The organism is Ruegeria sp. C5, assembly GCF_056537605.1.
The window spans coordinates 160,602-173,294 of record NZ_JBQFRX010000004.1 but is presented as its reverse complement, the minus strand read 5'-3'; the positions used below and the strand labels follow the sequence as shown (position 1 = coordinate 173,294).

Sequence of the window (12,693 nt, the reverse complement as noted above, 5' to 3'; positions counted from 1 at the left end):
AGGACATGGCAGAAACCCACGCCGCAGCTTTCACACAGTCACGCCCGTGGAGCGCGGAAGAATTCAGCAATCTGATTGCCAATCGCTTTACCCATGTTGTTGGCGACAAACGGTCTTTCGCCCTCATTCAAGTGATCGGCGAAGAGGCCGAGCTGCTCACGATCGCGACACGTCCAGACTATCAAAGACGCGGGCTGGCGCGGCGCATCATGGCAGACTGGCACGCCAAGGCACGAGAACTCGGTGCAATCCGTGCATTTCTGGACGTTGCCTCAGATAACCATTCGGCGATATCTCTGTACCAAACCAGCGGATACACGCCATGCGGCAATCGCGCAGCCTATTATCATCGCAAAAGTGGCCCAAACGCCGATGCGATCGTCATGGAACGCCCCTTGAGCGAAAAATATCCGCTTTTTTAGACCATATGGTCAAAAATGTGTTGACCGAAGCTGTTGCAAACAGCTTCAATTCCCGCCATCACAACAGGTATGCTCGCTCTGAGTGGGTACCGGGGGATTAAGCCCCGGACCGATAACAGCCAACGGGAGTAACAAATGACATTTATGAAATCCTTGATGGGCGCAGCCGCTGCGGTTGCACTAACAGCAGGTGCTGCTATGGCAGAACCGGCCCTTATCTTTGATCTGGGTGGCAAGTTCGACAAATCGTTCAACGAAGCCGCGCATAATGGCGCTCAGCGTTGGGCGGAACAGACCGGCAAAAGCTATCGCGAGATCGAGCTTCAGTCGGAAGCGCAACGCGAACAAGCGCTTCGCCGCTTTGCCGAAGCGGGCGCAAACCCGATTATCACAATGGGCTTCGCCATGGCCGATCCATTGGCTGCAGTGGCAGGTGACTATCCGGATACCAAATTCGTTGCGGTCGACGTGACCTGGCTGGAAGCCCCGAACATTCGCCAGATAGGATTTGCCGAACATGAAGGATCATACCTGGTCGGCATGATGGCGGCGATGGCGTCCCAATCCGGCACAGTGGGCTTTATCGGTGGTATGGATATCCCTCTGATCCGTCACTTTGGTTGTGGTTATGCACAAGGCGCGAAGTCCGTGAACCCGGACATCAACGTTGTTGCTAATATGACAGGCACCACCCCTGCAGCATGGAACGACCCGGTGAAGGGCTCGGAGTTGACCAAAGCACAGATCAGCCAGGGTGCTGACGTGATTTACGCCGCTGCGGGCGGTACCGGTGTTGGCGTTCTGCAAACCGCAGCCGACGAAGGCATCCTGTCAATCGGTGTCGATAGCAACCAGAACCACCTGCACCCGGGCAAGGTCCTGACCTCGATGCTCAAGCGTGTGGACGTTGCTGTATATGACGCCATGAAAGCTGGCGAAGACGTCCAGACCGGTGTTTACACCATGGGTCTTGCACAAGATGGCGTTGGCGTTGCGATGGATGAAAACAACGCGGAACTGGTGAGCGAAGAAATGAGCTCGGCCATTGAAAGTGCCCGTCGCGACATCATCGATGGCAACGTAAGCGTTGTCAGCTACTACGAGAACGACAGCTGCCCTGCACTGCAGTTCTGATGTAACTGGGGGCGGGGGCCATGGCCTCCGCCCTGCACCACTCTGCCGCATGCGGCCCTTTCGGCAACCCAAGGACAAGATATGACCGTCCCCGCCATTGAACTCAAAGGGATTTCCAAAGCCTTTGGGCCGGTTCAGGCTAATAAAGATATTTCCATCAGCGTCGCCCGCGGAGCGATCCACGGGATCATCGGTGAAAACGGAGCGGGCAAATCCACGCTGATGAGCATCCTCTACGGATTTTACAAAGCCGACAAAGGCGAAATCTGGATCAACGGCACCAAGACCGACATCCCTGACAGCCAGGCGGCGATCGCCTCGGGCATCGGGATGGTGTTTCAGCATTTCAAACTGGTCGAGAATTTCACCGTTCTGGAAAACATCGTTCTGGGTGCGGAAGACGGTGGGCTGTTGGCTCCGTCGCTGGCGAAAGCCCGGAAAGAGCTGAAAGACCTAGAGGAAGAATACGAACTGTTCGTCGACCCTGACAAACGCATCGATGAGATCGGTGTGGGCATGCAGCAGCGGGTTGAGATTCTCAAGGCGCTCTACCGCAAGGCCGAAATTCTGATTCTGGACGAACCCACGGGCGTTCTTACCCCTGCCGAGGCGGACCAGTTGTTTCGCATTCTCGACCGGCTGCGGTCCGAGGGTAAAACAATCATCGTGATCACGCACAAGCTGCGCGAAATCATGGAGAACACTGATACGGTTTCGGTTATGCGCCGTGGTGAGATGACCGCCACCGTCAAAACAGCTGATACCAATCCGCAGGCACTGGCCGAATTGATGGTTGGCCGCAAGGTCTTGCTACAGGTTGATAAGGTGCCTGCACAGCCGGGCAAACCGGTTCTGGAAATCGAAAACCTCAGTGTCACCGATTCGGCCGGTGTCGAGCGTGTCAAAGGCATCGACCTAACCGTTCGCGCGGGTGAGATCGTTGGCATCGCGGGCGTTGCTGGCAACGGGCAGTCCGAGCTGCTTGAAGTTTTGGGCGGTATGCGACCCGGGGTAGGCTCGATCAAACTGAACGGCGAGCCTCTGGCGTTGCACGGCCCCGGATCGGACGGGCAAGCGCGGCGCGCCCGACATATCGCTCATGTCCCCGAGGATCGGCAGCGCGAAGGCCTGATCATGGATTTTCACGCGTGGGAGAACGTGGCGTTCGGCTACCACCGCGACCCTGCTTACAAACGCGGGCTGTTCATGGACAACGCCGCCCTGCGTGCCGACACCGAAGCCAAGATCGAGAAGTTCGACGTACGCCCGCCCAATGGCTGGCTGACGGCAAAAAGCTTCTCGGGCGGCAATCAACAGAAAATCGTCGTTGCACGAGAAATCGAGCGCAATCCCGATCTGCTGCTGGTGGGCCAGCCCACACGCGGCGTGGATATCGGTGCCATCGAGTTCATTCACAAACAGATCGTCGCCTTGAGGGATCAGGGCAAAGCAATCTTGCTGGTCTCGGTCGAGCTGGAAGAGATCTTCTCACTCTCGGACCGGATCGCGGTTATGTTTGACGGACATATCATGGGCGAGCGTCTGCCCGCCGAGACGGATGAAAAAGAACTGGGCCTGCTGATGGCCGGTGTTGCAGGAGAGGCCGCCTGAACCATGGAAAAAATGCCCAAATGGGCCGATGTGGTACTGATCCCGCTAATCAGTCTGCTTCTAGCCACAATCCTTTCGGCAATCGTGATCCTGGCCATCGGGGAAGATCCGCTTGAGGCGGTAAATCTGATGGTCACTGGGGCCCTAGGGTCAACCTACGGCTGGGGCTATACACTTTATTATGCAACGAACTTCATCTTCACCGGACTCGCGGTTGCAGTTGCCTTTCACGCGCGCTTGTTCAACATCGGCGGCGAGGGTCAGGCCATGCTGGGCGGACTGGGCGTTGCCATCGTCTGCCTATCGGTTCCTTGGCCGCATTGGACAATAGCTTTGCTGGCCGCCTGTGCTGCTTCGATGATCTTCGGTGCAGCCTGGGCCGCGATCCCGGCCTATCTGCAGGCGAAGCGGGGCAGCCATATCGTGATCACCACGATCATGTTCAATTTCATCGCTGCCGCTTTCCTGAATTACATGCTGGTCAACGTCATGCGCCCGCAAGGGTCGCAAGATCCAGCAACGGCTCGTTTCCCCGAGGCAGTGCATCTCCCGACTTTCCAGTCGATGTTCTCGAGCGCCGAAAACATCGTTTTCCGAGGTGCGCCTGCCAACATCTCGTTCTTCGTCGCAATCCTTGCGTGTTTTGTTGTCTGGGCGCTGATCTGGCGAACTCGGCTGGGCTATGAAATCCGCGCCTACGGCCATTCGGAAACCGGTGCCGTCTACGCTGGTATCTCGCCTGTACGTATCACGATTATTGCCATGCTGATCTCGGGCGCTCTGGCGGGCCTGATGGCAGTCAACAACGTGATGGGCGAAGCCGAGCGGTTGGTGCTGAACGCAACCGAAGGCGCGGGTTTCATTGGAATTGCCGTGGCACTGATGGGTCGGTCGCATCCATTCGGGGTATTTCTAGCCGCTGTTCTGTTTGGGTTTCTGTATCAGGGCGGTGCCGAACTGGCGCTTTGGACATCAATTCCGCGCGAACTGATCGTGGTCATCCAAGCGTTGGTCATTCTGTTTACCGGAGCACTGGACAACATGGTGCGCATGCCGCTTGAAAAGCTGTTCATGGCGCTTCGGAAGGGGTCGGCCTGATGGATTTCTTCCTGACACTCATCCAGGTTCTGGATTCGACCATCCGACTGGCTACGCCTTTGCTGCTTGCCTGTCTGGCCGGTCTATACTCCGAGCGCGCGGGCATCTTCGACATCGGCCTTGAAGGCAAGATGCTGATGTCAGCATTCTTCTCGGCTGCCGTCGCCGCCGTAACCGGTTCGGTGTGGCTGGGATTGCTGGCCGGGATCGCGGCATCTCTGGTCCTTTCGGCGCTACACGGGTTTGCGTCGATCACGTTCCGGGGCAATCAGCTTATCTCGGGGGTTGCGATCAACTTTCTTGCCTCAGGTATGACCGTTCTTGTCGCCCAAAGCTGGTTCAAGCAGGGTGGTCGTACGCCATCATTGTTCGGTGAAGGGCGGTTTGAATCTGCAGAATTCCCTTATGCGATCGGTCCGGCTGACGCCGAACTGACAGGCCGTCCGGTTTCCGAGCTGATGTCTGAAACCAATCCCCTGCATATGGCCTATTCCGAGCTTCTGTCTGGCCATTCCATTCTGGTGTATGTGGCTTTCCTTATGGTGCCACTGACTTGGTGGATTCTGTTCCGCACCCGGTTCGGGCTGCGTCTGCGCGCGGTCGGAGAGAATCCTGCGGCGGTGGATACTGCTGGAGTTTCGGTTGTAGGTCTCCGCTACGCAGCGGTTGCGATTTGCGGCGTACTTTGCGGCATCGCAGGTGCCTACCTGGCCACCGCGCTGCAAGCAGGCTTTGTGAAAGAGATGACCGCTGGGCGCGGATTTATCGCACTGGCTGCTCTGATCTTTGCAAAATGGCGTCCGTGGCACGCGATGTGGGCATGCCTCTTGTTCGGGCTGTTGCAGGCCATTGCCTTGCGGTTCCAGAACATCGATTTGGGCGGGGTCGTGATCCCGGTGCAGGTCATGGACGCTCTGCCCTATATCCTGACCGTGGTGATTCTTGCCGGGTTCGTCGGCAAGGCCATACCGCCACGCGCAGGCGGCGAACCATATGTAAAGGAACGCTGATAGAGCCAGTTCAGGACTGCCCCTCAGTCCTGTTTGCTGCAAAGCGGCATACAGAGTTGATTTTGTATGCCGCAACCGCTCTAAGGGGGTATGGACGTGTCCCGCATCAGTTCCGCAGCCATGCTATCGACTATTTTCAGGTTGAGCCACGGAAACAACTAGATGGCCCCACCTGGCACGCGCGCTTCGTCTGTTGAGATTTATGTTACCAATGGCTTTGCCACACCGCGTGGTACGGCCTCTCCTGTCTAGAAGAAGCCATGCAGATTTACCTCCCGATTGCCGAAGTATCCGTAAACGCGTTTCTACTGTTTGGACTGGGTGGAATGGTGGGCATTCTGTCTGGAATGTTTGGCGTTGGCGGTGGGTTTTTGATGACTCCACTGCTGTTCTTCATCGGCATTCCGCCTGCGGTTGCGGTCGCAACCGAGGCAAACCAAATTGTTGCTTCATCATTTTCTGGGGTGCTGGCGCATTTCAGGCGCCGAACCGTGGACCTTAAAATGGGTACAGTCCTTTTGGTCGGAGGGCTGACAGGCGCTGCGTTGGGTGTTGTTGTCTTCAACTATCTCAAGAGCCTCGGACAGGTCGATCTGCTGGTCAAACTTTGCTATGTCGTATTTCTGGGCATCATCGGCAGTCTGATGTTTGTCGAAAGCCTGAACGCGATTAGAAAAACGCGGAAAGGCGGCACGCCGCCTCCGAAACGACGCCAGCGCGGTTGGGTGCACGCCATGCCGTTCAAGATGCGGTTTCGGACGTCGGGCCTGTACATCTCGGTCATTCCACCGCTTGTCGTAGGCCTGTTTGTCGGTGTCCTGTCTGCTATCATGGGTGTCGGCGGCGGGTTTATCATGGTGCCCGCGATGATCTACCTATTGGGCATGCCGACCAAGGTTGTTGTCGGAACTTCGCTGTTTCAGATCATCTTTGTAACCGCCTTTACCACTATGCTGCACGCCACCACCAACTATACCGTTGATGTCGTGTTGGCGGTTCTTCTGCTCGTCGGTGGCGTAGTTGGTGCCCAAATCGGAACAGTCATCGGTGCCCGAATGCCGGCTGAACAACTGCGTGTTTTGTTGGCGGCTCTGGTACTTGTTGTCTGCGGCAAGCTGGCGCTTGATCTTCTGCTTCAACCCGCCGAGTTGTATTCGCTTGGCGATGCAGGAGGGCATTAAGATGCTGCGTCTGATTGCTCTTCTTTGTCTGATCTGTCTGCCAGCCTACGCAGCCGAAGAACAGGTTGTTCTGGGCCTAAGTCAGGATCGGGTGTCGATTACCGCCAATTTTGACGGGTCCGAAATACTGGTTTTCGGCGCGGTAAAGCGCGAAGCTCCAATCCCGGACGGTCCACCGCTTGAGGTCATCGTATCGGTAGTCGGCCCATCCGAACCAGTCACCGTACGCCGCAAAGAGAAACGGTTCGGTATCTGGGTGAACACCGACAGCCTTGTTGTTGATCTGGCACCAAGCTTCTACGCCGTTGCCACCAGCGCCCCGTTTTCCGAGGTTCTGACCCAGACCGAAGACCTACGCTATAAGGTTTCGATCGAGCGTGCCATCCGGTCGGTCGGTGCGGACATGAGCATTCAAGGCGCACAGGATTTTTCCGAGGCGGTCATCCGCATCCGCGAAGATGAAGGGCTGTACTCGATCCGGGAAAACACAGTGGCTGTGGACGAACAGACGTTGTTCCGCACATCAATCGACATGCCGTCGGACCTGACCGAAGGCGACTACAGCGCCCGTATCTTCCTGACACGAGACGGAAAGGTGGTCTCGACCTTTGAAACCTCGATAGGAGTACGCAAAGTCGGGCTTGAGCGTTTCTTGTACGCGATGTCGCGTGAACAACCCATTTGGTACGGGCTTATGTCACTGGCCATCGCGATTGCCGCCGGTTGGGGCGCTTCGACAGCCTTCCGCCTACTGCGCGAGAACTGATCGTCACCCGCGACCGATATATGGCATGGTCGTGGCCATAACGGTCATGAACTGCACATTCGCCTCAAGCGGCAGTTCGGCCATATGCAGTACCGAGCGGGCGGCATCCCCGACATCCATGGTGGGATCAGGGTCGCGGCCTTCGGCAAGTGCCTCATCGACCAGCCCTTGCACCATCGGGGTGCGCGCATTTCCGATGTCGATCTGACCACAGGCAATTCCAAAACTCCGCCCGTCCAGAGACAGGCTGCGCGTCAGACCGGTAATCGCGTGTTTCGTCGCAGAATAATGCGCCGAGTTCGGGCGCGGCACATGAGCAGCGATTGAACCGTTGTTTATGATACGCCCCCCCTGCGGCGCCTGAGCCCGCATCGCAGCAAATGCAGCCCGTGCACACAGGAACATGCCGTTCAGGTTCACATTGACCGAGCCGTACCAATCCTCAAGCGCGATCTCGTCGATGGTGCCACCAGAGGCAAAAATCCCGGCATTGTTGAACAGCACGTCCAGTCGCCCGGTCTGTCGGGTGAATGCAGTAAAGGCGTTTGCAACGGCATCCGGGTTAGTCACATCGGCAACCAGCGGGATCGCCGAGGCGTTATGCTGTGCCATAGCAAGAAGTTTGTCAGCGCTGCGGGCCAGAAGCCCGACAGTCCATCCTTCTGACAGAAACAGCTCGGCGGTGGCGCGGCCTATGCCCGAGCTTGCGCCGGTCACGATGATCGTCTTCATGTCTCTTCCGGCTCCAATGTCAGGGATGGTGCCGCAACCGCACGCAGGTCATCCACACGCAACGGGTGGGTCGGTTTCGACAAGCGGTTCCGCACAACCCAGATTAGCCTCTCCTGTGCGCGGGTTATGGCGACATAAGCTAGGCGCTTCCACAACGGTTGCCCGGCCTCAGTACGGCCCATGCGGGCGGCTGCGTAGATGTCTGGCGCAAAGACCTGAACCGTGTCCCATTGCGACCCTTGCGCCTTATGGATCGTCACAGCGGCACCATGCAGGAACGTTGCCCCCATACGGGCAGCATAGGGAATGAACGGCTCCTCCTCATCGGGCTTTTCAATCTGCACGATCGACGCCGCCGAGACCTGAGGGTCTTCGGCCCCCATTACATGCAACCGCGAAAAACCCGGCTTGCGACCAGGGCCAAGATAGATGACCTGTGCACCCTTGATCAGCCCGCGCGCCTCAAGGTCCAGCCGCTTTTTGCGGTGCTTCAATGGCAGCTCAATACCGTCGCAAATCAGCGGCTCCCCTTCCAGCAATTCGGTCTCCGGCGCGCCATGCACGGTACGAAACGCCTGGATCAGCCGGATTCGGGTCGCATTGCGCCAGACAAGAACCGGGCTGCGCGCCATCAGATCAACTTCGACCCGTTGCCCCCAGACAACGCGATCATCTTTGCGGGCGGTTTCTTCGATCAAGCGTTCGAAATCCTCAAACCCCATGACCGGATCGGACAGCGCATGGGCGAGGTCTAGGATCGGGTTGTCCGCAGTTTGCCGATGCACGCGATGCAGGATTTGCTTGCGCGGCTCGGGCAATCCGTCAAACACCATCGAGCCTGATTGATTGACCGGTGCCAATTGCGCCGGATCACCAAATAGCAACAAGGTCGGGAAGATTTCCTTCAGATCCTCGAATTGTCGGTCGTCCAGCATCGAGGCTTCGTCGACAAAGCCTATATCCAGCGGCTCATCCCGACGTTTCCAGCCAGTGATGAAATCGGAACCACGTAACCCAGCAGCGGCCAGCGCGCCGGGGATGGATTTGTTGTTGGCGTAAAACGCGGCTGCACGGTCGAGCGCTTCATCCGTCAGCCCTTCGATCTCGGGCCGTTCGTCATTGCCCGCCAGCCATTCGGCGATGCGCTCGTATTCGGGGTCATAAACAGGCGTATAAAGGATGCGATGGATTGTCGTCGCGGGCACCCCACGCAGCCGCAATACGCTGGCGGCCTTGTTCGTCGGCGCAAGGATCGCAAGGCTGCGCTTGTCGCGGGATTTGCGACTTTCGAAATCACCCGAGATAAGGTTGACCCCCGTCTCGGCCAGGACTTTGTAAAGCTCTGCCAGCAACAGGGTTTTGCCCGATCCGGCCTTGCCAATGACTGCCATCACGCCAGACTTTCCGTTGCCAGGCAGTTTCAGCAGCGCGTCGTCTTCAAGGTCTACGCCAGCTGTGCGCAACATCTCGGCAATGTTGTCGAAAGCGGCGGCCTGATCTTCGGAAAAGTTGACTTGGGGCAAGGACATGGCGCGACCCTACAGGGACGCGCCGCGCGCTGCCAGATGCCGATTGGTTTTTCCGCGCGCTTAGGCCGACAAAGCGAACCGGTGCTGTGCGCCATGGCCAAATGCCGTCTTGAACCACAGGCGCGACAACTCGCGCGGGATACCTGCGCGGGCCGCGACACGGTTGCAGTCTTCCGCTGAATATGGCCACAGGCCAACCGAGATTTGATCGCGCCCTTTTCCTTCGGTTCCCAGAACCACTGGGGACGATCCGATCATTCGATAAATCCGGATCATGCGGGCATCAAAAACGCCTGCTATGTGGGTCAGGCCAAACCCTTCCATCACCTCACCTCCGCTCAGCATGATGGCCCCGGCAGTATGAGCGCTGGCGTTGCGCGAGAGGCAAAAGCGGGTGACTTCCCAGATCAGCGGGCTGCAAATCGGGCTGCCTCCGGTCAGATGTCCGAATACCTCATTCACCATGACCGGACCGGTCGTCGGCAAAATCCGCATGGAACCACCATGGCTGCCATCCGCCTCTTCCCAGATCACGTAGAGCGGGTTGAGATCATCGTACTGGTCCCGCTCTTCCCCCTTTTCATTAACCTTAACGTCCCAGCCAAGGCGGGTTTTGAACTGATCAGCGCGATCCCTGAACATTCCCTTGGCCAATTCCGGAAATTTATGCAGCTCATCAGCATACAAATAACGCAACATGACGTGTTCCCCTTATCGTCCACAGTTGGAACAAAGGGGGTACGAACACGTGGTTAAATTAAGGTGAGACCACCGTACGGTCGTTAAACGACTATTAATCCTCTACTGAGTGCAGTGGCGATTGCATGAGTCGTATTTTGCGCACCGAGTTTTGAGCGTGCGCTTTCGATATAGGCCCTGAGCGTATGCTCAGAAATGGAAAGCGAGTGCGCCACCTGCGCTCGGCTATACCCCAGCGCCAGCAATGTCATTGCATCGATTTCGCGGGGCGAGAGCCCCCGCATGTTGTCCGGCTGCCGTTCTTTTGCAAATTCCAGCGCTTTTCGATTGAGGAAATGCGCCACCAATATGAGATCGCGGCCGTACGTTTCGACAAATGCCTGCCATGCGATGTCATCACAGCTGTTGTTGACCGTAAACAGCGCGAATTGCCCGCCTGGCCCCCGCAGCGGGATCGAATAGCCCTGATTGCCGACGCCATGTTCCTGCGCGTCCTGCAGGAAGGCCTTTACTGCTTTGCCCGACCAATTCAGCTGTTTCCAGTCCACAGCGTGAAATCGCTGAAAACAACCCAGAATAACCGGATCAATACGATGATAATTCCTGTCTCGATACCGTTCATCCCAGGCATCCGAATAAGTCGTGAACCCGTATTGATCCCCGGCCCCATCAACCCAGTGATATGTCATGTGGTCAATTTGCAGCTTGTCCCGCAACTGGACTGCTACGCTGGTCAGCTCATCAAGCGTGCTGGTGCTTTCCAAATCCCCTAGGATCTGGCTCAAATCGAATTTTCTTCCCATTCGCGGGCGCGCAAGCCTCATCCTTTGAGGACGCAATCTCGGCCGCGGCGATCAGTCTTGTGTCGTCAAGCTGCTCGGCCAGCGCGCTCAACCCATTCGCCACAGCAAAGGCGTTGAGGTCCGACAGAACGTCCAAAATCCACTCATTTTGCGCCATCAGGGTGTCCCCGAAATAGTTAACGAAGGGTTAACACAACCATAACATGTGCAGACTAATTCGGCCTACTCGCTGCTTTCTACTCCCCAGAAATAGCGGGGCGCGATTTCTTAAAGCATTGAAAATGCATAATCATCGATAGAAACGATGAACACCCGCAAGGCGTGTTTGCGCCCTGCGGGTGTTGCAGCTGCTGTTTGCCTGAGACCGTTAGTCGCGGGCAGCCAATACTTCTTCAAGGGTGCGCATGCCTGTATGCGGAGCCTGAACCAGCACCGACATGTTGCCCGGCTTGTGTTCGTTGCGCATCATCTTCATGTGCGCCTCAGGCAGATCCTGCCAAGTGAACACTTCGGACATGCACGGATCCAAGCGGCGCTCGACCATTAGCTGGTTTGCAGCCGAGGCCTGTTTGAGATGCGCAAAATGCGAGCCCTGCAAGCGTTTCTGGTGCATCCACATGTAACGCACGTCGAAGGTCAGGTTGTAGCCAGTGGTCCCGGCGCAGATCACAACCATACCTCCCTTTTTCACGACAAAAGTGGACACCGGGAACGTGCTTTCGCCGGGGTGCTCGAACACCATGTCGACGTTCACACCTTTGCCGGTAATATCCCAGATGGCCTTGCCAAACTTGCGGGCTTCTTTGAACCATTCAGCATATTCCGGAGTATTCACCGTGGGCAGCTGGCCCCAGCAGTTGAAATCCTTGCGGTTGATGACGCCTTTGGCGCCAAGGTCCATCACAAACTCACGCTTGCTTTCATCCGATATCACGCCGATCGCATTGGCACCCGCAGTGTTGATCAACTGTATCGCGTAAGAGCCCAGACCGCCCGATGCGCCCCAAACCAGGACGTTCTGGCCCGGCTTTAGATCGTGCGGTTCGTGCCCAAAAAGCATCCGATAGGCTGTTGCCAAGGTCAGCGTGTAGCAGGCGCTTTCTTCCCAGGTCAGGTGCTTGGGACGCGGCATCAGCTGCTGTGCCTGAACATTTGTAAACTGCGCGAACGAGCCATCAGGTGTCTCATATCCCCAGATGCGCTGGCTGGGCGAATACATCGGATCACCACCATTGCAGTGTTCGTCATCGCCATCGTCCTGGTTGCAGTGAATCACGACTTCATCGCCGACTTTCCAGCGCTTCACTTTGTCACCAACCGCCCAGACGATGCCCGACGCATCTGAACCTGCGATGTGAAAGGGTTGGCCGTGGCCATCAAACGGGCTGATCGGCTTGCCAAGCGATGCCCAGACGCCGTTGTAGTTTACACCCGCCGCCATAACGAGAACCAGCACTTCGTGGCTGTCCAGCTTCGGGACATCAACGACTTCCAACTGCATCGCTGTGTCTGGCTCACCGTGGCGCTCTTTCCGGATGGCCCAGGCATACATTTGCTTGGGAACATACCCCATAGGGGGGATTTCACCCATCTCGTAGAGGTCCTTTTCCGGCGCCTCATACGACGCGATACCGCTGTCGACATCCAAAGCCATGCTGGCCTCCTTTTTCCAACTGTTGCCGCGCCGCAGAATCGCGGCTTTCCAAAG

General features: G+C 57.0%; 13 protein-coding genes. 7 read left to right on the top strand and 6 right to left on the bottom strand.

All coding sequences use genetic code 11. From position 1 onward, the window contains the following. Window positions 1-5 precede the first annotated feature (5 nt). The 7 genes from ACR0AW_RS15275 (at window position 6) to ACR0AW_RS15245 (ending at window position 7,222) form a co-directional block, all read left to right on the top strand. A complete protein-coding gene (locus ACR0AW_RS15275) occupies window positions 6-422 on the top strand; it encodes a GNAT family N-acetyltransferase (protein ID WP_480439262.1) in 417 nt (138 codons plus the stop codon). A 135-nt stretch (window positions 423-557) separates the two neighbouring features. Beyond that, a complete protein-coding gene (locus tag ACR0AW_RS15270; protein ID WP_170395841.1) occupies window positions 558-1,556 on the top strand; it encodes a BMP family lipoprotein in 999 nt (332 codons plus the stop codon). A gap of 81 nt (window positions 1,557-1,637) precedes the next feature. Beyond that, the gene (locus ACR0AW_RS15265; protein WP_170395839.1) at window positions 1,638-3,167 is read left to right on the top strand and encodes an ABC transporter ATP-binding protein; all 1,530 of its coding nucleotides are present in this window, start codon (window positions 1,638-1,640) and stop codon (window positions 3,165-3,167) included. Between the two features lie 3 nt (window positions 3,168-3,170). Further along, window positions 3,171-4,265, top strand: a complete 1,095-nt coding sequence (locus ACR0AW_RS15260) for an ABC transporter permease (protein ID WP_170733584.1) — start codon at window positions 3,171-3,173, stop codon at window positions 4,263-4,265. Next, window positions 4,265-5,275 carry an ABC transporter permease gene (locus ACR0AW_RS15255; protein ID WP_170408321.1) on the top strand — a complete coding sequence of 337 codons (1,011 nt, stop codon included), beginning with the start codon at window positions 4,265-4,267 and terminating at the stop codon, window positions 5,273-5,275. The genes ACR0AW_RS15260 and ACR0AW_RS15255 overlap by 1 nt, the downstream gene beginning before the upstream one ends. Window positions 5,276-5,535: 260 nt before the next feature. Then, a complete protein-coding gene (locus tag ACR0AW_RS15250; RefSeq protein ID WP_170395834.1) occupies window positions 5,536-6,456 on the top strand; it encodes a sulfite exporter TauE/SafE family protein in 921 nt (306 codons plus the stop codon). Between the two features lies 1 nt (window position 6,457). After that, a complete protein-coding gene (locus ACR0AW_RS15245; protein WP_170395832.1) occupies window positions 6,458-7,222 on the top strand; it encodes a TIGR02186 family protein in 765 nt (254 codons plus the stop codon). Window positions 7,223-7,225: 3 nt separating this feature from the next. Here ACR0AW_RS15245 and ACR0AW_RS15240 read toward each other — a convergent pair whose 3' ends face one another. The 6 genes from ACR0AW_RS15240 to ccrA form a co-directional block, all read right to left on the bottom strand. After that, window positions 7,226-7,954 carry an SDR family oxidoreductase gene (locus ACR0AW_RS15240; RefSeq protein WP_170776380.1) on the bottom strand — a complete coding sequence of 243 codons (729 nt, stop codon included), beginning with the start codon at window positions 7,952-7,954 and terminating at the stop codon, window positions 7,226-7,228. Further along, window positions 7,951-9,483, bottom strand: coding sequence for an AAA family ATPase (locus tag ACR0AW_RS15235; protein ID WP_170733582.1), 1,533 nt, complete (start codon window positions 9,481-9,483; stop codon window positions 7,951-7,953). The genes ACR0AW_RS15240 and ACR0AW_RS15235 overlap by 4 nt, the downstream gene beginning before the upstream one ends. Before the next feature lie 60 nt (window positions 9,484-9,543). Next, a complete protein-coding gene (locus ACR0AW_RS15230) occupies window positions 9,544-10,182 on the bottom strand; it encodes an acyl-homoserine-lactone synthase (protein WP_170589699.1) in 639 nt (212 codons plus the stop codon). Between the two features lie 83 nt (window positions 10,183-10,265). Beyond that, entirely contained in the window at window positions 10,266-10,985 is a 720-nt protein-coding gene (locus ACR0AW_RS15225) for a helix-turn-helix transcriptional regulator (RefSeq protein WP_170395826.1), read from the bottom strand. Then, window positions 10,924-11,142, bottom strand: coding sequence for a hypothetical protein (locus tag ACR0AW_RS15220; RefSeq protein WP_152610760.1), 219 nt, complete (start codon window positions 11,140-11,142; stop codon window positions 10,924-10,926). Before ACR0AW_RS15220 ends, ACR0AW_RS15225 begins: the two co-directional genes overlap by 62 nt. A gap of 210 nt (window positions 11,143-11,352) precedes the next feature. Then, a complete protein-coding gene (gene ccrA / locus ACR0AW_RS15215) occupies window positions 11,353-12,639 on the bottom strand; it encodes a crotonyl-CoA carboxylase/reductase (protein WP_170395824.1) in 1,287 nt (428 codons plus the stop codon). Window positions 12,640-12,693: the final 54 nt, after the last annotated feature.

Bases quoted from the DNA above. Each gene is read 5' to 3' on its own strand.
- ACR0AW_RS15275 (WP_480439262.1), top strand. From the start codon at position 6: ATGGCAGAAACCCACGCCGCAGCTTTCACACAGTCACGCCCGTGGAGC.
- ACR0AW_RS15270 (WP_170395841.1), top strand. From the start codon at position 558: ATGACATTTATGAAATCCTTGATGGGCGCAGCCGCTGCGGTTGCACTA.
- ACR0AW_RS15265 (WP_170395839.1), top strand. From the start codon at position 1,638: ATGACCGTCCCCGCCATTGAACTCAAAGGGATTTCCAAAGCCTTTGGG.
- ACR0AW_RS15260 (WP_170733584.1), top strand. From the start codon at position 3,171: ATGGAAAAAATGCCCAAATGGGCCGATGTGGTACTGATCCCGCTAATC.
- ACR0AW_RS15255 (WP_170408321.1), top strand. From the start codon at position 4,265: ATGGATTTCTTCCTGACACTCATCCAGGTTCTGGATTCGACCATCCGA.
- ACR0AW_RS15250 (WP_170395834.1), top strand. From the start codon at position 5,536: ATGCAGATTTACCTCCCGATTGCCGAAGTATCCGTAAACGCGTTTCTA.
- ACR0AW_RS15245 (WP_170395832.1), top strand. From the start codon at position 6,458: ATGCTGCGTCTGATTGCTCTTCTTTGTCTGATCTGTCTGCCAGCCTAC.
- ACR0AW_RS15240 (WP_170776380.1), bottom strand. From the start codon at position 7,954: ATGAAGACGATCATCGTGACCGGCGCAAGCTCGGGCATAGGCCGCGCC.
- ACR0AW_RS15235 (WP_170733582.1), bottom strand. From the start codon at position 9,483: ATGTCCTTGCCCCAAGTCAACTTTTCCGAAGATCAGGCCGCCGCTTTC.
- ACR0AW_RS15230 (WP_170589699.1), bottom strand. From the start codon at position 10,182: ATGTTGCGTTATTTGTATGCTGATGAGCTGCATAAATTTCCGGAATTG.
- ACR0AW_RS15225 (WP_170395826.1), bottom strand. From the start codon at position 10,985: ATGGGAAGAAAATTCGATTTGAGCCAGATCCTAGGGGATTTGGAAAGC.
- ACR0AW_RS15220 (WP_152610760.1), bottom strand. From the start codon at position 11,142: ATGGCGCAAAATGAGTGGATTTTGGACGTTCTGTCGGACCTCAACGCC.
- ccrA (WP_170395824.1), bottom strand. From the start codon at position 12,639: ATGGCTTTGGATGTCGACAGCGGTATCGCGTCGTATGAGGCGCCGGAA.